General features: G+C 69.7%; 18 protein-coding genes. 10 read left to right on the forward strand and 8 right to left on the reverse strand.

What is annotated here, in order from left to right:
* Both JHN45_RS19440 and JHN45_RS19445 read left to right on the forward strand, forming a co-directional pair.
* A partial coding sequence (locus JHN45_RS19440) for a C40 family peptidase (protein ID WP_201049836.1) occupies positions 1 to 468 on the forward strand: 468 nt, incomplete at its 5' end.
* 43 nt (positions 469 to 511) lie between these two features.
* Positions 512 to 901, forward strand: a complete 390-nt coding sequence (locus JHN45_RS19445; RefSeq protein WP_236583821.1) for a hypothetical protein — start codon at positions 512 to 514, stop codon at positions 899 to 901.
* 1 nt (position 902) lies between these two features.
* Here the strand turns inward: JHN45_RS19445 and JHN45_RS19450 are convergent, their stop codons facing one another.
* Positions 903 to 1,763 (reverse strand): endonuclease/exonuclease/phosphatase family protein, encoded by an 861-nt coding sequence (locus tag JHN45_RS19450; RefSeq protein WP_201049837.1) that lies wholly within the window; start codon positions 1,761 to 1,763, stop codon positions 903 to 905.
* A gap of 177 nt (positions 1,764 to 1,940) precedes the next feature.
* Here JHN45_RS19450 and gndA point away from each other — a divergent pair, with 177 nt between their 5' ends.
* The gene (gene gndA / locus JHN45_RS19455; RefSeq protein WP_201049838.1) at positions 1,941 to 3,410 is read left to right on the forward strand and encodes an NADP-dependent phosphogluconate dehydrogenase; all 1,470 of its coding nucleotides are present in this window, start codon (positions 1,941 to 1,943) and stop codon (positions 3,408 to 3,410) included.
* Between the two features lie 55 nt (positions 3,411 to 3,465).
* Here the strand turns inward: gndA and JHN45_RS19460 are convergent, their stop codons facing one another.
* On the reverse strand, positions 3,466 to 4,554 hold the full coding sequence (locus tag JHN45_RS19460; protein ID WP_374192765.1) for a LacI family DNA-binding transcriptional regulator: 1,089 nt from the start codon (positions 4,552 to 4,554) through the stop codon (positions 3,466 to 3,468).
* Positions 4,555 to 4,758: 204 nt separating this feature from the next.
* Here JHN45_RS19460 and JHN45_RS19465 point away from each other — a divergent pair, with 204 nt between their 5' ends.
* The 4 genes from JHN45_RS19465 (at position 4,759) to JHN45_RS19480 (ending at position 10,212) form a co-directional block, all read left to right on the forward strand.
* A complete protein-coding gene (locus JHN45_RS19465) occupies positions 4,759 to 5,685 on the forward strand; it encodes a carbohydrate ABC transporter permease (RefSeq protein ID WP_200712559.1) in 927 nt (308 codons plus the stop codon).
* A gap of 2 nt (positions 5,686 to 5,687) precedes the next feature.
* Positions 5,688 to 6,638, forward strand: a complete 951-nt coding sequence (locus JHN45_RS19470; protein ID WP_200712558.1) for a carbohydrate ABC transporter permease — start codon at positions 5,688 to 5,690, stop codon at positions 6,636 to 6,638.
* A 46-nt stretch (positions 6,639 to 6,684) separates the two neighbouring features.
* Positions 6,685 to 8,025 carry a sugar ABC transporter substrate-binding protein gene (locus JHN45_RS19475; RefSeq protein WP_200712557.1) on the forward strand — a complete coding sequence of 447 codons (1,341 nt, stop codon included), beginning with the start codon at positions 6,685 to 6,687 and terminating at the stop codon, positions 8,023 to 8,025.
* A gap of 135 nt (positions 8,026 to 8,160) precedes the next feature.
* A complete protein-coding gene (locus JHN45_RS19480) occupies positions 8,161 to 10,212 on the forward strand; it encodes a beta-galactosidase (RefSeq protein ID WP_200712556.1) in 2,052 nt (683 codons plus the stop codon).
* 28 nt (positions 10,213 to 10,240) lie between these two features.
* On the opposite strand, the gene JHN45_RS19485 is transcribed toward JHN45_RS19480, so the two are convergent.
* Together JHN45_RS19485 and JHN45_RS19490 are read right to left on the reverse strand one after the other, a co-directional pair.
* On the reverse strand, positions 10,241 to 10,987 hold the full coding sequence (locus tag JHN45_RS19485; protein WP_200712555.1) for a hypothetical protein: 747 nt from the start codon (positions 10,985 to 10,987) through the stop codon (positions 10,241 to 10,243).
* Positions 10,984 to 11,565, reverse strand: a complete 582-nt coding sequence (locus tag JHN45_RS19490) for a TetR/AcrR family transcriptional regulator (protein WP_200712554.1) — start codon at positions 11,563 to 11,565, stop codon at positions 10,984 to 10,986. Before JHN45_RS19490 ends, JHN45_RS19485 begins: the two co-directional genes overlap by 4 nt.
* A 160-nt stretch (positions 11,566 to 11,725) precedes the next feature.
* On the opposite strand from JHN45_RS19490, the gene JHN45_RS19495 reads away from it, so the two are divergent.
* The 3 genes from JHN45_RS19495 (at position 11,726) to JHN45_RS19505 (ending at position 14,830) form a co-directional block, all read left to right on the forward strand.
* Positions 11,726 to 12,346 (forward strand): DUF2218 domain-containing protein, encoded by a 621-nt coding sequence (locus tag JHN45_RS19495; protein ID WP_200712553.1) that lies wholly within the window; start codon positions 11,726 to 11,728, stop codon positions 12,344 to 12,346.
* A 121-nt stretch (positions 12,347 to 12,467) separates the two neighbouring features.
* On the forward strand, positions 12,468 to 13,637 hold the full coding sequence (locus JHN45_RS19500) for a permease (RefSeq protein WP_200712552.1): 1,170 nt from the start codon (positions 12,468 to 12,470) through the stop codon (positions 13,635 to 13,637).
* Between the two features lie 260 nt (positions 13,638 to 13,897).
* Complete coding sequence (locus tag JHN45_RS19505; RefSeq protein ID WP_307783134.1) at positions 13,898 to 14,830, forward strand: chitinase; 933 nt, start codon at positions 13,898 to 13,900, stop codon at positions 14,828 to 14,830.
* A gap of 6 nt (positions 14,831 to 14,836) precedes the next feature.
* Here JHN45_RS19505 and JHN45_RS19510 read toward each other — a convergent pair whose 3' ends face one another.
* The 4 genes from JHN45_RS19510 to JHN45_RS19525 all read right to left on the reverse strand — a co-directional run bounded on the left by JHN45_RS19510 (position 14,837) and on the right by JHN45_RS19525 (position 18,566).
* Positions 14,837 to 15,802, reverse strand: coding sequence for a GNAT family N-acetyltransferase (locus JHN45_RS19510; protein ID WP_200712550.1), 966 nt, complete (start codon positions 15,800 to 15,802; stop codon positions 14,837 to 14,839).
* A 58-nt stretch (positions 15,803 to 15,860) separates the two neighbouring features.
* Positions 15,861 to 16,913, reverse strand: a complete 1,053-nt coding sequence (locus tag JHN45_RS19515; RefSeq protein ID WP_200712549.1) for an Atu2307/SP_0267 family LLM class monooxygenase — start codon at positions 16,911 to 16,913, stop codon at positions 15,861 to 15,863.
* 28 nt (positions 16,914 to 16,941) lie between these two features.
* The gene (locus tag JHN45_RS19520) at positions 16,942 to 17,397 is read right to left on the reverse strand and encodes a MarR family winged helix-turn-helix transcriptional regulator (RefSeq protein WP_200712548.1); all 456 of its coding nucleotides are present in this window, start codon (positions 17,395 to 17,397) and stop codon (positions 16,942 to 16,944) included.
* A 71-nt stretch (positions 17,398 to 17,468) separates the two neighbouring features.
* Positions 17,469 to 18,566, reverse strand: coding sequence for a PP2C family protein-serine/threonine phosphatase (locus JHN45_RS19525; protein ID WP_200712547.1), 1,098 nt, complete (start codon positions 18,564 to 18,566; stop codon positions 17,469 to 17,471).
* Between the last annotated feature and the right edge of the window lie 89 nt (positions 18,567 to 18,655).

Here is an 18,655-nt window from a genome sequence, read left to right on the forward strand (position 1 = left end):
CCTCCGGCCATGGCCCCGGAAGTCACACTCCCTCCGGCCCCGGCCCCGGCCATGAGCCCGACGCCCGCCGCGGTCGTCCCCACCACGACCGCACCGGACGCCAGCGCCCAGAGCAAGACCGCCACCGCGCTCGCCTTCGCCCGCGCGCAGATCGGCAGGCCCTGCCTGTGGGGAGCGGCGGGACCGGACGCGTACGACTGCTCCAGCCTCACCCAGGCCGCCTGGAAGGCAGCGGGCGTCATGCTGCCTCGCACCGCCCAGGAACAGTCGGGCGCGGGCGCCCTCGTCCCGCTCACGGACATCCACGCCGGGGACCTGATCTTCTTCTACGACAGCATCGACCACGTCGGCCTCTACACCGGCAACGGCCTGATGATCCACGCGCCGAGCCCCGGTACGCCGATACGCGAGGAGTCGATCTTCTACGCCGGTTCCGCCGCCATCCGGGGCGCCGTACGACCTGCCTGAGCCACTGGCCTGAGCCACAGTCGACCAGCACGGGGACCGCGGGTTGCCGCTGGGCGACCGGTTGCGCGCGCAACCCGTCGCCCAGCGGCAACCCGCGGTCCCCGTGCTGGTCGACTGCCTCTGGCATCCCGAGGTACGCCCCACCGACTTCATGCTGGCCTGCGGCGACGGCAACAGCCGCCTGACGTCGCTGCGTTGGACCGACTGGAACGCCGACTCCGCGACGGCGACGGGCGTCAACTGGGTGAACGACTGCAAACCCTATTGCGCGGTGGGCAAGTTCCACTCCTTCCCGGTGACCGTGCGGCTCGACTCCGCACAGACCTGGAAGCGGCATCCGCAGCTACGGCAGTACGGCGAGATCACCCTGACGTACCCCGGAGCGCGGCCGGACAGGTTCCAGCACACCGTGACCTACCCCCTGTGGAACTGATTCACAGCGCCAGCTCCACCACCAGCGGCCGGTGATCGGAGATCTCCACCCTCGGCGCGCCCACCGCCCCCACGGCGTCCGCGCCGAGCCCCGTCGTCATGATGTGGTCGAGCTGGACGAGCGGCCGGTGCGAGGGGAAGGTCGCCGACCGGGCCGCACTCCGCCAGCCACGCGGCGCGGTCGCGTTCAGAGTGATCCGGGGAAGAGCGCCGAAGAGGTTGAAGTCGCCCATCAGCACCCGGGGTTGGGGCAGCTCCTCGATCCAGCGGCGCAGGGCGCGGAGTTGGCCGATGTTCCAGCCCGGCACGAACGAGAGATGCACGGCCACGGCGGTGAACGGCCCCTGCGGGCCTTCCAGTACGGCGGCCAGCGCGGCCCGGGGCTGATCCCGGGCCAGCACCGGAGCGGCCCGCCCGGCGACCCGCAGCGGCACGGCCAGCGGGCCCGGGGACAGCCGTAGGGACCGCCATTCGCGGACCGGCAGTCTGGACAGCAACGCGACGCCCTGGGACGGGAGTTCGGGCTCCAGGGCTTCGGGGCCGTGGACGCGCAGCGCGGGTTGGGACGGGTCGGTGACCCAGCCCCGGTCGGGTACGAAACGGCTGTGCAGGGCCGTCGCGTAGCGCCAGTCGCGGGCGCCCAGCGCCGCGGCGGCGACCGCCGCCTGGTCGAGGGAGCCGGAGCGTTCCTGGAAGCGGTCGACCTCCTGGAGGGCCAGCACGTCGACGTCCAGGGACGCGACGGCTTCGGCGAGGGGTGCCGAGGGGTCCTCGGGGCGGGCGGCGGCCGGGTGGCCGTCCGGCCGCATCAGCTGGCCGTGCAGCACGTTGAACGTCGCACACGTCACCCGTATGTCACCCATGGCCGCTCCCTTCCAGGGGAGCGATCTTCGCATCCGGCGGAACGCGCCGTGCGGCGGTCGACAAGATCGCTCCCAATCACGCGGAATTTCGAGTCAATCCGCGATCGCGCACGTACCAGCGGTCATGGGCGCCCCGCGCCGACCCGCCACGTCACCAATTCGGAGAACAGGCACCCCATGAACGCATCCGCACCGAACAGCCCAGCCGCCGACGCCACCGCGCAGATCGGCGTCACCGGCCTGGGTGTGATGGGCCGCAATCTGGCCCGCAACTTCGCCCGCAACGGCTACACGGTCGCCGTCCACAACCGGTCGCCGCACCGGACCCACGAGTTGATGAAGGAGTACGGCGACGAGGGTGCCTTCGTCCCGGCCGAGACGGCACAGGAGTTCGTGGCCGCCCTCGAACGCCCCCGCCGCCTGATGATCATGGTGCAGGCCGGTCCGGCCACCGACGCCGTGATCGACGAGTTCGCCGCGCTGATGGAGCCCGGCGACATGATCATCGACGGCGGCAACGCGCACTTCGCCGACACCCGCCGCCGCGAGGCCGCCCTGCGCGAACAGGGCCTGCACTTCGTCGGCGCCGGGGTCTCCGGCGGCGAGGAGGGCGCGCTGAACGGTCCGTCGATCATGCCCGGCGGTTCGGCGGAGTCGTACGCCGTGCTGGGTCCGATGTTCGAGTCGGTCAGCGCGAAGGTCGACGGGGAGCCCTGCTCCACGCACATCGGCACGGACGGCGCCGGGCACTTCGTGAAGATGGTGCACAACGGCATCGAGTACGCCGACATGCAGCTCATCGCCGAGGCCTACGACCTGCTGCGCCAGGTCGGCGGCTACACCCCCGCCGAGATCGCGGACATCTTCCGCCGCTGGAACGAGGGTCGGCTCGGCTCCTACCTGATCGAGATCACCGCCGAGGTCCTCGCGCACACGGACGCGGAGACCGGCGGGGCGTTCGTCGACATCGTCAAGGACGCGGCGGGCCAGAAGGGCACCGGGCGCTGGACCGTGCAGACCGCGCTGGAGCTGGGTTCGCCGGTCACCGCGATCGCCCAGGCCACCTTCGCCCGCGCCTCCTCCAGCCAGGCGGACCTGCGCGCGGCCTACCGCGGGCTGCCCGGCGGCACCACTCCCCCGCTCAGCCGTACCGAGGCCGACCGCTTCACCGCCCAGGTCGAACAGGCGCTGTACGCGTCGAAGGTCATCGCCTACGACCAGGGCTGGAAGATGATCCAGGACGCGGCCACCGAGTACGGCTGGGAGATCGACCTCGCCGCGGTCGCGGGGATCTGGCGCGGCGGCTGCATCATCCGCGCCTCCTTCCTCGACCGGATCCGCGCCGCCTACACGGCCGACCCGGGTCTGGTCAGCCTGCTCGGCGAGGAGACCTTCGCGCGTGAGATCGGCGACGCGCAGGTCCCGTGGCGCGAGGTCGTCGCCTCCGCGGCCCGCCGGGGTATCCCCGTCCCGGCGTTCTCCGCCGCGCTGTCGCACTACGACACGCTGCGCGCCGAGCGGCTGCCGGCGGCCCTTCTCCAGGGTCAGCGCGACTTCTTCGGCGCCCACACCTACGGGCGCACCGACCGCGCCGGCACCTTCCACACCCACTGGTCCCGGCCCGGCCGCCCGGAGACGACCGCCTGACCGACTCCCGTACCCGGCCCGCCTGTTGAGGCGGGCCGGAAAGAGCATGCGCCCGCTACTCGTCCACGGCGAGGGCGGGCGCCGCCGTGCTGGCGCGGACCACGAGTTCGGTCGGCACCAGGGTGGTGCCGTGCTCGTCACCGCGGTCCCGCATCCGCCGTAGGACACCCTGCACGCACAGGCGGCCGACCTCGGCGAAGTCCTGGTGGACGGTGGTCAGGGGCGGCAGGAAGGAACCGGCTTCGGGGATGTCGTCGAAGCCGATCACGCTGACGTCCTCGGGGATGCGCCGGCCGCGCTCGTGCAGGGCCCGCAGCAGGCCGAGTGCCATCTGGTCGTTGGCCGCGAACACCGCTGTGCAGTCGGCCTGTTGGGCGAGTTCCAGGCCGACCCGGTAGCCGGACTCGGCGGACCAGTCGCCGCGCACGACGGGGGGCACGGGCCGTCCCGCGTCGGTGAGTTCGGCGCGCCAGGCGTCGGCGCGGCGCTGGGCGGCGAAGGACTCCTGGGGTCCGGCGAGGTGCCAGACGGTGCGATGGCCGAGGTCGAGGAGGTGGCGTACGGCGGCTCGTGCGCCGCCGTTCTGGTCGGTGTCGACCACGCTGTAGCGGTCGCCCGCGTCGGAGTCGGCGACGACGACCTGGACGTGCGGAGGCAGCGAGATCGTGGCCGCGTCGAGGAGGTGGACCTCCATGATCGCGATGACGGCGTCGACGGCGAGTTCGCCGAGGCGGGAGAAGGCGCCGCGCACCTCGTCCTGGGTGGGGACGGCGACCGGCAGCAGCGTGACGGCGTAGCCCTCGTGCGCGGCGGAGGTGGCGATCGCCTCCAGGGTGCGCATGTTGCCGGTGGTGGAGAGGTTGAAGGTGATCACGCCGATGGTGCGGAACTCACCGCGTTTCAGGGCGCGGGCGGCGCTGTTGGGCCGGTAGCCGAGTTCCTTCATGGCGACGAGAACCTGCTGCCGGGTCTCCTCGTTCACGCCCGCGTAACCGTTGGACACCCGGGAGACGGTCTGCGAGGAGACGCCTGCCAGGCGGGCGACATCGGCCATGGACGCGCTCGGGGCGCGCTGCGCGGCCCGTTTCCCGCCGCGTCTGCGGGGCTCCTCGGTGCCGGCCGAGGCACTGTGCGCTGTGTCCACCCGTCTCCCTCCCCTATCGATCCGATTGCCTGGGGCACGTTTCACCAAACGGCCCTTGACCACCGACATTGGGGCAGTGTAGACATGCCGCCATCAGATGTTTACGTAAACATAACAGGCCGAGACCCTCGCGGACCTGGATGTTTACGCAACCATCGCGACGGCGTGTGACGCCGGTTCCGAGATGGACGAGCGAGGAACTACATGACGACGCTTCAGCCCCCTGCGGCCGCGACTCGGCCCCCGGTCAGGCCATCGGCCAAACGGGACCGCCGTTCCTGGACAGGGTGGGGTTTCATCGGCCCCTTCGCGGTGGTCTTCGCCTTCGTCTTCCTGGCTCCGATCGTGTACTCGGTCTATCTCAGCCTGTACCGCAACCAGCTCATCGGCGGAAACCACTTCGTCGGCCTGGACAACTACACGCAGGCCTTCCAGGACGACCAGTTCTGGTCCTCCCTGGAGCGGGTCTCGCTGTTCCTGGTGATCCAGGTGCCGATCATGCTCGGCATCGCCCTGTTCGTGGCCCTCGCGCTGGACAGCGGCCGGCTCTTCGGCCGGGACTTCTTCCGGATCACGATCTTCCTGCCGTACGCCGTGCCCGCGGTGGTCGCCACCCTGATGTGGGGCTTCATGTACGGCACCCAGTTCGGTCTGGTGGGCGACATCAACAGCGCCTTCGGCGTCACGCTGCCCGACCCGCTCTCCACGCACCTGGTGCTGGCGTCGATCGGCAACATCGTGACCTGGGAGTTCGTCGGCTACAACATGCTGATCTTCTACTCCGCGCTGCGAGTCATCCCGACCTCGCTGTACGAGGCCGCGGAGATCGACGGTGCCGGGCAGTTCCGCGTCATCACCGCCATCAAGCTCCCCGCGATCCGCGGCGCGCTGGTGATCGCCACGATCTTCTCGATCATCGGCAGCTTCCAGCTCTTCAACGAGCCGAGCATCCTGCGACCGCTGGCCCGCAACGCGATCACGACGGACTACACCCCGAACTTCTACACGTACTCGCTGTCCTTCAACGGCCAGCAGCACAACTACTCCGCGGCGGTCGCGATCATCATGGGCCTGATCACCATGGTCATCGCCTATGTCGTGCAGCTTCGCGGCATGCGCAAGGGAGCCTGACCATGAGCACCCCCGTCACCACCGCCTCCGGGCCGGCGCCCGCACCGTCCGGCGGCGGCTCCCGGAGCGCGCCCCGGCTGCGCACCCCCCGCAAGAAGCACACACCCGGGCGCCCCAAGCGCAGCGTGCTGCTGACCGTGCTCACCGGTCTGATCCTGGTCTACACCGTGGTGCCCCTGATCTGGCTGGTCATCAGCTCCACCAAGACCCAGGCAGGGCTCGCCGACTCCAACGGCCTGTGGTTCGCCCACCGCTTCGCCCTCTGGTCGAACATCCACGACACGTTCACCTACCACGACGGCATCTTCGGCCGGTGGCTGCTGAACACCCTGCTCTACGTCGTGCTCGGCGCCGGCGGCGCCACCTTCCTGGCGATCCTCGGCGGCTACGCGCTGGCGAAGTTCAACTTCCCCGGAAAGCGCGCGATCTTCGCCGTGGTCATCGGCGCCGTAGCCGTCCCCGGCACGGCCCTCGCGGTCCCGACCTTCCTGATGTTCAGCAAGATCGGGCTGACGGACACCCCGTGGGCGGTGATCATCCCCTCGCTGATCTCGCCGTTCGGCCTCTATCTGATGTGGGTCTTCGCGACCGAGGCCATCCCTGTCGAACTCCTCGAAGCCGCGCGTATGGACGGAGCCGGCGAGATCCGCACCTTCTTCCAGGTCTCGCTGCCGCTGCTCGCCCCCGGTGTCGTCACGGTGCTGCTGTTCACCACGGTCGCGACCTGGAACAACTACTTCCTGCCGCTGATCATGCTCAGGGATCCCAACTGGTACCCCCTGACCCTCGGTCTGAGCGCCTGGAGCTCCCAGGCCCAGACGATCGGCGGTGACGTCATCTTCAACCTGGTGATCACCGGTTCGCTGCTCACCATCGTGCCGCTGATCGCGGCGTTCCTGCTGCTGCAGAAGTACTGGCAGTCCGGTCTCGCCGCCGGAAGCGTCAAGGAATAACCCAACCCTCAAGTAGTCCCGACCACGAAGAAGTGGAAGCACCTCCATGCGCAGAACCACCGGCCGCCTGCTGCGCGGCCTCGCCCTCCTCTCCGTCCTCTCCCTGGGGGCGACGGCGTGCGGCAGTTCGGACGACGACAGCTCCAGCACCAAGGCGGTCTCGGCCTCGGACATCCAGGCGGCCCTGAAGAAAGGCGGCACGGTCAACGTCTGGGCCTGGGAGCCCACGCTGAAGACGGTCGCGGCCGACTTCGAGAAGAAGTACCCCAAGGTCAAGATCAACCTGGTCAGCGACAAGTCCGGTGACAAGTACTACACCGCGCTGTCGAACGCGATCGCGGCCGGGAAGGGCGTCCCGGACGTCTCCCAGGTCGAGTACTTCGCAGTCAGCCAGTACTCCCTGACCAAGGGTCTCACCGACCTCGCGCCGTACGGCGCCGACAAGCTGGCCTCCAAGTACACGGCCGGTCCGTGGAACGCGGTGAGCGACGGCAGCAAGGTCTACGGCCTGCCGATGGACTCGGGCCCGATGGCGATGTTCTACAACAAGAAGGTCTTCGACAAGTACAAGATCGCCGTCCCGACCACGTGGGACGAGTACGTCGACGCCGCCCGCAAGCTGCACAAGGCCGACCCCAAGGCGTACATCGCCAACGACGCCGGTGACGCGGGCTTCACCACCAGCATGCTGTGGCAGGCCGGTTCGCGCCCCTACAAGGTCGACGGCACCAAGGTGACGGTCAACTTCGAGGACGCGGGCGCCAAGAAGTACACGGACACCTGGCAGAAGCTCCTCGACGAGAAGCTCGTCTCGCCCATCAACGGCTGGACCGACGACTGGTACAAGGGCCTCGGTGACGGCACCATCGCCACCCTGACCACCGGTGCCTGGATGCCCGCCAACTTCGTCAGCGGTGTGGCCGGTGCCTCCGGCGACTGGCGCGCGGCCCCGATGCCGCAGTGGACCGCGGGTGCCAAGGCCAGCGCGGAGAACGGCGGTTCGTCCCTCGCCCTGCCCGCGCTCGGCAAGAACAAGGAACTCGCCTACGCGTTCGTCGAGTACGCCAACGCCGGTGCCGGTGTCCAGACCCGTGTCGACCAGGGCGCCTTCCCGGCGACCAAGGCCGAGCAGCAGTCCGCGGCGTTCCAGGACAAGGCGTTCCCGTACTTCGGCGGCCAGCAGGCCAACAAGATCTTCGCCGAGTCCGCGTCCGAGGTCGCTTCCGACTGGTCGTACCTGCCCTTCCAGCAGTACGCCAACTCGATCTTCAACGACACCGTCGGCAAGGCCTACATCTCGGGCACCACGCTGGCCCAGGGTCTGAAGAGCTGGCAGGACGCCTCCGTCAAGTACGGCAACGAGCAGGGCTTCACGGTCAACAAGTGATCCGCTCGAAGTAGCCGGTTCGCAGCGACCGGCACCTCATCGGGAGCCGCCGCCGGGCAGAACTCGCCCGGCGGCGGCCCGCCCGGAATCCACCCCGCATCTCGTTCCACCTGTGCAGCAGCCGGAAGGACCCCCATGATCTCCACCCTCCTGTCCAAGTTGCGGCACGGGCCGGACGGTGACGCCACCCCCCGTCTCGCCTACGGCGCCGACTACAACCCGGAGCAGTGGCCTCGCGAGGTGTGGGACGAGGACATCCGGCTGATGCGTGAGGCCGGCGTCAACATCGTCTCGTTGGGGATCTTCTCCTGGGCGCGCATCCAACCGACCCGGGACGACTGGGACTTCGGCTGGCTCGACGAGGTCATGGACCTGCTGCACGCGGGCGGCATCGGCGTCGACCTGGCCACCGCGACCGCGTCCCCGCCGCCGTGGCTCAGCACGGAGCACCCGGAGATCCTCCCGGTGACCGCCGCCGGCGAGACCCTGTGGCCGGGCGGCCGCCAGCACTGGCGCCCCACCTCGCCGGTCTTCCGCGAGCACGCGCTGCGCCTGGTACGGAAGTTGGCCGAGCGGTACGCCAACCACCCCGCGCTCGTGGCCTGGCACGTCTCGAACGAGCTGGGCTGCCACAACGTCTACGACTACTCCGACGACGCGGCCCGCGCCTTCCGCGACTGGCTGCGCGCCCGCTACTCGACGATCGACACGCTCAACCAGGCCTGGGGCACGGCCTTCTGGTCCCAGCGGTACAGCGACTGGGAGCAGATACTGCCGCCCCGGCTGGCCGCGTCCTTCCCGAACCCGACCCAGCAGCTCGACTTCAAGCGCTTCTCCTCCGACGCGCTCAAGGACCATCTGCGCGCGGAGCGCGACCTGTTGCGCGAGATCACCCCGGGCGTACCGGTCACCACCAACTTCATGGTGATGGGCAACACCAAGGGCATGAACTACGCCGACTGGGCCGCCGAGATCGACTTCGTCTCCAACGACCACTACGTCACGCCCGGTTCGCAGGACCGCGACGAGCTGTCCTTCTCCGCGAACCTCGTCAGCGGCATCTCATCGGGCCGCCCGTGGTTCCTGATGGAACACTCCACCAGCGCCGTCAACTGGCAGCCCGTGAACGTGGCCAAGCGCCCCGGCGACCTGGCCCGCGACTCGCTGCTGCACGTCGCGCACGGCGCCGACGCCGTCTGCTACTTCCAGTGGCGCCAGTCGGCCGCGGGCGCCGAGAAGTACCACTCCGCGATGGTCCCGCACGCCGGTGCCGACAGCGAGGTCTTCCGCGCGGCGGCCGAACTCGGCCGCACCCTGCGGACGTTGGCGCCGATCGCGGGCACGGACCGCGAGACGGCCCGGGTCGGCATCGTCTTCGACTGGGAGTCCTGGTGGGCGAGCGAGCAGGACTCGCACCCCACCGACCGGCTCGACTACCGCCAGGAGGCACTGGACTGGTACTCGGCCCTCCTCGACCTCGGCGTGCGGGCGGACATCGTCACCGCCCAGACCGCCCTGGACCGCTACGACGTGGTGATCACGCCGGTCCTGCACATGGTCCCGGCGGCCCTCTCCAAGGAACTCACGCGCTACGTCGAGCAGGGCGGCCACCTGATCTCCACGTACTTCTCCGGTGTCGTGGACGAGAACGACCACATCTGGCTCGGCGGCTACCCGGGCGCCCTGCGCGACCTGTTGGGCATCCGTATCGAGGAGTTCGGCCCGCTGCTCGACGGCGACACGGTCGAGCTGGACCTCGACGGCACGGCCACCGGCTCCCTGTGGACCGACCGGATCACGGTGACCGACCCGGAGGTGGAGGTGCTCGCCCACTACAGCAGCGGCGCGTACACCGGCCGCCCCGCCGTCACCCGCCGTACGGTGGGCGGAGGTTCGGCGGCATACGTCTCGACCCGACTGGGCCGCGCCGGTCTCACCGGTCTCCTCCCCCAGCTGCTCGCACCCGCCGGTGTCGACAGCGAACTCCCGGACGGAGCAAGGGGAGACGTCGAACTGACCGTGCGCCGGAACGCCGACAGCCGCTTCCTGTTCCTGGTCAACCGCACGGACAGGACAGTGCCGTTGACGGGTCTGTCCGGGGAACTCCTGGTCGGCACCGCGGGCGAGGACGGTTTCCCCGTCCTCTCGCCCAGGGGCGTCGCGGTGGTACGCCAGCCCGCGAACTGACGACGGGGCGTGTGACCGCGAGCAGCGGTCACGCGCCCGGCACGACCCGCGCCGCGTCGGCGACCTGACGTACCTGATCAACCGTCAGGCGCCGTACGTCCCACATCAGTTCGGCCGCGTCGACGGCCGCCGGGTTCGGGGGCGGCGGGTCGTCGGGGATGTCGACACCGGTGAGGACCGACAGGGTGTCCACGGGAACGCCCAGGACGGTCGCGAAGTCGGTCAGCAGGTCGGGCGTGAGTTCCTTGCGGCCGTTGCCCACTCCTCCGTACGTGGCCGCGGACCAGTACCGGCCCGTCAGGATCAGAAAGGTATGGGCGATCCCGGTCCAGGTCAGGTTGCGATTGCCGACCATGCGCATGAGCACGCCACCAGGACCGCGCTTGAACCGTTCGTACACCGGCGGAGTCCGAACCGGCTCCGTGCGGCTCTCCTGGGGCAACGAACGGGCAAGCTGGATCAACTGGCGTCTGTGCTCCGCAGGCAGGCCAACAGCGTCCTTCACGAGGCCCGCGACCAATCCTCTCGCCCGCGCGTCCAGTGGAGCGAGTTCGTCCGGTACCGGCACGTCCGCGATCACGAACAGGTCGGCGGCGTGCAGGTTCAACACCGGCGCGAGCCTGCGGAGAAGCGAAGGGCGCGGCGCCATGCCCTCGTACACCGCGCGGAGTTCGGGTTCCGGGATCTCCGCCGAGGTCGACAGGTCGGCGATGTCCCATTGCCGGTGACTCGCCAACCGGGCCAGCAGCACGCCGAAGTCCGGAAGCCCCGTCATTCCGCGGCCGTCGGGCGCAGCCCCGCGAGGGTGACCGAGACGAGTCGTCGAGCCGCCGCCTTGGACGGCAGGACGCCCGCCGCGGCGAGGGCGTGCAGGCAGTAGGTCGCCAGTTCGTCCGGGGAGACGTCGTCACGGATGTCGCCGGCCCGCACGCCCTCCGCGAGGAGTTCGCTCAGGAAGCGGTGGAGGTGCTGCTCGGCTCCTGCGACGTCGTCGCCCCGGTGCAACAGCGCGCCGAGTTCGGGGCCGTGACCGTGGCGCCGTTGCTGGATGAGCGCGAACGCTTCCAGTACCGCTCGCAGTCGCTCGCCCGCGCTGCCGGGGCCGTCCCGGAGTTGGGCGAGTTCGTGCAGATGCCCGGTGATCTGCTGCTCGTGCCACGCGGTCATGATCGACTCGACGTCCGGGAAGTACTTGTACAGCGTGGCGCGGCCGATCCCGCTCTCCTCGGCGATCCTCGACATCGTCACCGAGCGCAGCCCGCGCTCGGTCACCAGCACCGCCGTGGTCTCCAGCACCGTGTCGCGTACAGCGCGGCGGTGCTCCTCGATGGTCTCGTTCCAGAGCTTCGGCACCCCCTCAGCATACGTGTCGCCGCTGTCGAGACATGATGCATTGACAGCGACAGAGTGTATCGATAAAGCTGTGGAAACGGCGGCAGCCACGGATAGGCCATGCACCCTCGCCGCCCGCAACCGCACCTCAACTCCCGGGCCCGACCGAACCGAGGAACCCATGCTCACCGCCGAAGCACGCGTCGCCACCGAACGTCCCGGCCGATACCTCGTCCAGCTCTGCAAGCACTTCGACAACAAGGGCCGCCACCTGGGCCACCGCCCGCGCTCCCACGGCACCGACGACGACATGGAGTCCCCGAGGACGCACACGCTTCCCGAGCTGCGGCCCGATCAGATCCAGGTCGAGTGGACGGACACCGACGGGACGCTCACCCTGCCCTGGGGACGGTGCACCCTACGGGCCGCTCCGGGCCTGCTGACAGTGCGCGTCGAGGCGGACGACCCGGAGAGCCTGGGGCGACTGCGGGACCTCGTCACCACCCACCTGGGCAGGTTCAGCAGGCGGGACCCCCTGACGGTGGAGTGGCAGCCGACCGAAGCGCCCAAGACATCCGGCGAGGCGCCGCCGGCGCCCGAACGGCGGGACGGCCGGGCCCGGTTCATGGTCATCGGCGTGGCGGTGATCGCCGTAGCGCTCCATCTGGGGCTCGGCGGAGCCGTCCTCACCCGGACGTCGTGGACCGGCTGGGTGGTGGGCTTCCTGGTGACGGTCGTCGTGGTGAAGGCGGCCCTCATGGGCGGGTTCGCCCTGCACCGCCACAGGCGCCGTACCGAATAGGACCGCTCTTCGCTCCGGGCAGCATGCCCGATGCCACTCCCCTCACCCGGCCGCAATACATGCGCCGTATACCCCCTACGGGTATAGTCCTGGCCGACGGGCACCGGAGAGGGGCGGGTTCATGGGAGCGATCGGGCACGCGTTGTCCATTGCCGGTTCGATGACTTGGGAGGTCACCTGGGCGCTGATCCTGGGCTTCACGCTCTCCGCGGTCGTACAGGCGGTGGTGCGCCGGTCGACGGTCGTACGACTGCTCGGCGACGACCGACCGCGCACGCTCGCGCTGTCCGCCGGGCTCGGCGCGGCCTCGTCCTCCTGTTCCTACGCCGCTGTCGCACTCGCGCGTTCCCTGTTCCGCAAGGGCGCCGACTTCACCGCGGCCATGGCCTTCGAGATCGCCTCCACCAATCTGGTCGTCGAACTCGGCGTGATCCTGGCCCTGTTGATGGGCTGGCAGTTCACCGCCGCCGAGTTCGTCGGCGGACCGATCATGATCGTCGTACTCGCCGTACTGTTCCGGCTCTTCCTGCGTCAGCGTCTGCTGCACCAGGCACAGGAGCAGGCCGAACGCGGGATCGCGGGCTCCATGGAGGGGCACGCGGCGATGGACATGTCGATCGGCGGCGAGGGCAGCTTCGTCCGGCGACTGTTCTCGCGGGAGGGGTTCACGTCCGTAGCGCACATCTTCGTGATGGAGTGGGCCGCGATCCTGCGCGACCTGGTGGCCGGGCTGTTGATCGCGGGGGCGATCGCCGCGTGGGTGCCGGACAGCTTCTGGCACACGTTCTTCCTCGCGGACCATCCGCTCGCCGCGAAGCTGGTCGGACCGCTCGTCGGCCCCCTGGTGGCCATCGCGACCTTCGTCTGCTCGATCGGCAACGTGCCCCTCGCGGTGGTCCTCTGGAAGGGCGGCATCAGCTTCGGCGGGGTGATCGCCTTCATCTACGCCGACCTGCTGATCCTGCCGATCCTGAACATCTACCGGAAGTACTACGGCGCCAGGATGGCCGGCTTCCTGCTGGTCACGTTCTTCACCGCGATGGCCGTCGCCGGCTACATCGTCGAATTCGCCTTCGGCGGGCTGGGATTGATCCCCGACCAGGCCGACGCGAAGATCCCTGACGACGGGATCACCTGGAACTACACGACCTGGCTGAACATCGCCTTCCTGCTGCTGGCCGCGAGTCTGGTCGTACGGTTTCTGCGCAGCGGCGGCCCGGCCATGCTGCGGATGATGGGCGGTTCACCGGACCACGGCGAGCAGCACCAACAGCACGAGCACCACCACTGACCCGGGACGGCTCGCGCCGGATTCCCGGCCCGTACCGGTCAGTTCACTGTAAAGAACCTTGACAGACGATTGGTCTAGTCCAAATATGGTCGCTGTTCGCCCCGGTCCGGGGCGACTTCTCTCCTTTCAGCATGGGAGCGTCAATGAGACGACCTGGGCCTCTTCGCGCGTCGTTGTCCTGCGCGGCCGTAACCGCCTTGTCCACGGGGCTTGTTGCTCTCGGCGGGAGTGCCGCGAGCGCCGATCATCGCGCGCGGCCCATGCCGGACCATGTCGCGGCGCCGTACTTCGAGGCGTGGACCGGTGAGAGTCCTGCCGCGCTCGCCGCGGCCTCGGGCAACAAGTACCTCACGATGGCCTTCCTCCAGACCGAGGCGGCCGGTTCGTGCACGGCGTACTGGAACGGCCTGCCCGCCCAGCCGATCGCCAAGTCCACGTTCGGCAAGGACATCGCGACCATCCAGGCGCGTGGCGGCAACGTCATCCCGTCCTTCGGCGGCTACAGCGCGGACACCACCAACACCGAACTGGCCGACAGCTGCACCGATGTCGACGCCATCGCCAAGGTCTACGAGAGCCTGGTCACGACCTACGGCGTGAGCCGTATCGACCTCGACATCGAGGCCGACTCCATCAACAACACGGCCGGCATCGACCGTCGCAACAAGGCGATCGCCAAGGTGCAGCGCTGGGCCCAACGCACCGGCCGCAGCGTGGAGTTCTCCTACACGCTGCCGACGACCACCACCGGTCTCGCGCCCAACGGCGTGGCCCTGCTGCAGAACGCCGTCGACAACGGCGCGCGCGTCGACGTCGTCAACATCATGACGTTCGACTACTACGACGGCGCCACGCACGACATGGCCGAGGACACCAAGACCGCCGCTACCGGCCTGCACGCCCAGCTCGCCGCGCTGTACCCGAAGACGAACCCGGCGAGGCTGTGGAAGCGGATCGGCGTCACCGAGATGCCCGGCATCGACGACTTCGGTCCCGCCGAGACCTTCACCACGGACAACGCCGTCACGGTGAAGAAGTGGGCCGAGGCCCGGGGCATCAACACGCTCTCCTTCTGGGCGCTCCAGCGCGACAACGGCGGCTGCGTGGGCACTGGCGGCGCCAACAACTGCTCCGGGATCGCCCAGGACACCTGGTACTTCAGCCACACCTTCAAGTCGTTCACCCGGAAGTGACGGAGATCATCCGGAGGTGACGGGGAGGGTCAGCTCCCAGGTGTCGACCCCGTAGTCGAGGGTCATGCCGTGCCGTTCGTACAGGGCGAGCGCGTTGCTCGTGTTGTCGGTGTCCACGCCCAGGCCGACGCGGTCGCGGCCCAGCGCCGCGTAGTGGCCGAAGCCGTAGCGCAGGAGGTGGCTGCCCAGGCCCCGGCCGCGGGCCTGGCGCAGGACGGCGAGGTTGCCGATCCAGGCCATGGAGGCGCGGTCGTTGTGGGTGCGCAGCAGCCCTGCGTCCCCGAGGCCGTCGACGTGGGCGAGCCAGATCAGCGACCAGTCGACGCGCTCGGCGTCGATGTCGTCCAACCACTGCGTGTAGGTGCGGTACTGGAAGTCGAAGTGCTCGGTCATCGCCTCCTGGAGCAGCGCGTGGGCGCGGCGCCGGTCCGCCTCCTCCAGGCAGGGGCGCAGCGACACGCCGGGCGGGGAGGGGGGCAACGGATCGGCCGACGGCGACAGTTGACGGGCCATCACGTTGTAGCGGCGGACCGGTCGCCAGCCTCGGGCGCGTAGCGCGGGCAGGTCCATGGTGGGGTTCAGGGTGAGGTGCAGGTGCACCACGGCGCGGGGCGCTCCGTTGACGGCGGCGCGTTCCGCGGCCCTGGTCTCCATCAGGTCGAACAGGTGCAGGGCGCCCGGCAGTTGCCCCGGCACGATGTAGTGGTCGATGTCGATCCGCTCGCCGCCCGAGTCGTCCCACAGCAGGCCGTATCCGATCAGGCGGGTGCCGTCGAAGAGCAGCCAGGAGTCGCGCTCCAGGTCCACTTCGGGGTGCTTCAAGTCCCCCTGGACCTCGGCGAGTTCGGTGTCCGGGCGGCCGATCTCCAGGATGTCGATCTCGTTGAGCAGGGCGCAGATCGCCGCCGCGTCGTCGTCGGATGTCGCCGGGCGGACGCTCAGGCCGGGCGGCAAAGCGGTGGGGGCGGTCATGGGCCCACTGTCCGATGACCGCCCCCGGCTCGCAACGGAGTTTCCGCGCCCCGTCCGTTCAGTCCGCCATCAACTCCCGCACCAGGGGCGCCACCTTCGTGCCGTAGAGCTCGATGTTGGTCATGAGGGTGTCGTGGGGCATTCCGGTGATGCCGTACTTCAGGTTGAAGCGGGTGGCGTCGAGGGTCTTCAGGGTGTCGGCGATCTTGCGGGCCACGGTCTCGGGCGATCCGACGTGCAGGGCGCCGCCGGGGCCGACGTCGCGCATGAGGCTCTCGCGGGTCGGGGTGCGGAAGCCGCGTTCGCGCGCCACGCTGCGGATCAGTTCCTGGAAGGCCGGTACGAACTCCTCCACCGCCTGTTCGTCGGTGGCCGCGACATGGCCGGGCGCGTGCACGCCGATGGGCCGCGCGGAGTGGCCGAACTCCGCCAGCGCCCGCCGGTACAGCTCGGAGAACGGGGCGAAGCGGGCTATGTCCCCGCCGATGATCGCCAGCATCAGGGAGAACCCGTACTGGGCGGTGCGGATCACCGACTGGGGGCTGCCGCCGACGCCGATCCAGGTGGGGATCGAGCCGGTCTCGCTGTGCGGGTAGACGGAGACGCCGTCGAGGGCGGCACGCGTGGTGCCGGACCAGGTGACGGGCTTCTCCTTGAGCAGTTCGGCGAAGAGGGCGACCTTCTCCTCGAAGAGTTCCTCGTAGTCGCTGAGGTCGTAGCCGAAGAGCGGGAAGGACTCCGTGCTCGATCCTCTGCCGAGGATGACCTCGGCACGGCCGGCGGAGACGGCGTCGAGGGTGGCGTAGCGCTGGTAGACGCGGACAGGGTCGTCGGAGCTGATCACGGTGACGGCCGAGCTGAGGTGGATGTTCGAGGTGCGCGCGGCGACGGCCGCGAGGACGACGTCCGCCGCCGACAGGGGCATCGCCTCGGTGTGGTGCTCGCCGATGCCGAAGTGGTCGACGCCGACCTGGTCGGCGAGGACGCCCTCCTCGACGAGACGGCGGATGGCCTGGCCGTGGGTGAGCGGCTTGCCGTCCGGGCCGTTCGTGACGTCGCCGAAGGTGTCGAGACCGAGCGTGACGCCGTCGGTACTGGTCGGGTTGGTCATGTCGTACTCCTTGGGTCCGCTCGATGGGTCAGGTGGCGATACGGCGCATCACACCGAGCAGCCGGGTCAGGTCGTCGGCGTCGACGTGGTCGAGGACATGGCGCCGGACGCTGGCGAGATGGGCGGGCCATGCCTCCTGGAGGCGGGCGAGGCCCTGGTTGGTGAGGACGGCGTTCCAGCCGCGGGCGTCCTCCGCGCAGCGTTCCCGTCCGACCAAGCCCTGCGATTCAAGGCGGGCGACGATGCGGGTCATGCCGCTCAGCGAGAGGTTGCAGACGGACGCCAGCTCGCTCATCCGCATCCGGCGCTCAGCGGCCTCGGAGAGGTGCATGAGAGTCGTGTACTCGGACAACGGCAGGCGCTGCTCGCGCATCATGTCGGCGTCGACCGCGCGGGGCAGCACCAGCATCACCCGCGCGAGTTCGCGCACCAGCGCCTCTTCGTGCGGGTTCATGGGCTGCAGCGGCTGCTCGGGCGTGGTCATGCCACCAGTTTACTTGATTGACGCAGCAATGACTTTTCGGCAACAGCGGGGGCTCGGTGCGGCTCTCTGGCTCACCCGAGGGGCGCGGTCTCCCCCGTCGTCTCCGCGTGCCCGTGGTAGCGCAGCAGGAGCATCGCGGCGTCGTCGTGGAGCGGGCCGGCGGTGTGGCGGACCAGGTCCTCGCGCAGGGAGTCGAGCGCGCTCTGCGCGTCGGGTTCCTTCAGCAGGTGCGCCCGCTCGCCGAGCGGATAGAAGGTGCCGTCCTCGTCACGGGCCTCGGTGACACCGTCGGTGTAGAGCAGCAGCTGCTCGCCCGGCGCGAAGCGTACGGAGAACGGCTTCGGGGTCTCGCTGCCGTGGGCGCCGCCCAGGCCGAGCGGGGGCGCGTAGGCGGGCGGTGCCGGGAAGTCGGCGGCGCCGTTGCGTCGTACGACCATCGGGGGCGGGTGGCCGTAGTTGAGGAAGATGACCTCGTGGTCCGTGCCGATCTCGGCGAGGACGGCGGTCACGAACTTCTCGTCGGACAGGACGCGCGAGACGCTGCGCTCCAGGCGCTCGCCGAGTCCGACCAGGTCGGGTTCGTCGTGTGCGGCCTCCCGGAACGCGCCGAGCACCACGGCCGCCGTCTCGACCGCGGCCAGGCCCTTGCCCTGCACATCGCCGACGATCACCCGGACGCCGTGCGGGGACGCGACCACCTCGTAGAGGTCACCGCCGATCCGGGCCTCCGCGACGGCCGAGGTGTACGACACCGCCGCCTGGAGCGGGCCCGCGGTCAGCGGCACCGGCCGCAGCAGGACGCGTTGCGCGACCTCCGCGATGGACCGCACGCTGGCCAGTTCGGCCTCGCGGCGTCCGCGCATCACGGCGGCGGCGATGCCCGCGCCGGTCACACCCACCACCGACACCATCGCCAGGAAGCCCCTGCGTTCCTGGAACAGGCCGTCGTAGAGGCCGAGTCCGACGCACAGGGCGAGGGCCGCCGCGCCGAACCACGCGGTGCGTCTCCAGCCGCCGACCAGTCCGGCGAAGGCCGGTCCGAGGGAGGCCAGCGGCAGGAAGCCGAGTCCGGGGCCCGTGACGAGGTCCCCGACGGCGACCACCGCCATCACCGCGGCGGGCAGCCAGGTCAGCACCGAGAGACTGCGCTGCGGCTTCGTTGCGGCCATGGTCCACTCCAACGGCGTCACGGCATCCGGTGCCGCCCTCGCCTTCCGCGCAGGGGTCCCTCCCCCACCTTGGACATCGCAAGGCTGCC

The sequence above is a fragment of the Streptomyces sp. MBT53 genome (assembly GCF_016654115.1).
Lineage (GTDB): Bacteria > Actinomycetota > Actinomycetes > Streptomycetales > Streptomycetaceae > Streptomyces.